At 40.3% G+C, this 603-nt stretch carries 1 protein-coding gene; it reads right to left on the reverse strand.

Going from position 1 to position 603, the window contains the following annotated elements; translation table 11 throughout:
- Window positions 1-603 (reverse strand): glycoside hydrolase family 5 protein (locus HC175_RS16475; protein WP_168139465.1); only part of this gene is annotated, 603 nt, incomplete at both ends.

Genomic DNA, 603 nt, shown 5'->3' on the forward strand with positions numbered 1-603 from the left:
TTCAGCTAGCTGCATAAATGCCTTATACGCTTCTTCTTCGGAAGGTTTTTCGGCTTCTCCTTCCCAATAATCAAGAATCTGTTGATATCCCGGATTCACCAGAACCTCAAGCGGATTGTTAAAACCAAGCTTTTTAAGTGGCCACCATGCCCAGCCGATGTTATTTTCCTCCATCAGTCTTATGGCATCTGTAAACCAGACGTTGGAATTTTCTCCCGTTTCCCCGAGCCACACAGGAGCATTATATTTTTTTCTGAAGTCAATGAATTGCTGAATAGAAGCTGTGTCATTGTAATTCCAGTATTTGTGGAAACTAATAACCATGTTGTCATCCCATGGCGGAAGAATTCCGTTGTAGTTATTTCCCCAACCATTTCCTTCTATGATGACGATATGATTAGTGTCCACTTCTCTAATAGCCTTGGTTATGTCAACTAAAAGTTTTTTAAGGGGAGCATTTAAGGTATCCTGAATTCCGTTTTTATTCTTTCCTTCTTCAAAGGTCCAGTTGGGCTCATTGATGACATCATAAGCTCCAATCCATGGTTCATCCTTATATCTTTCGGCCAGTTTTTTCCAGAGTGCAACAAGCTTTTGTTGATT

This window comes from Salinimicrobium oceani (genome assembly GCF_012037645.1).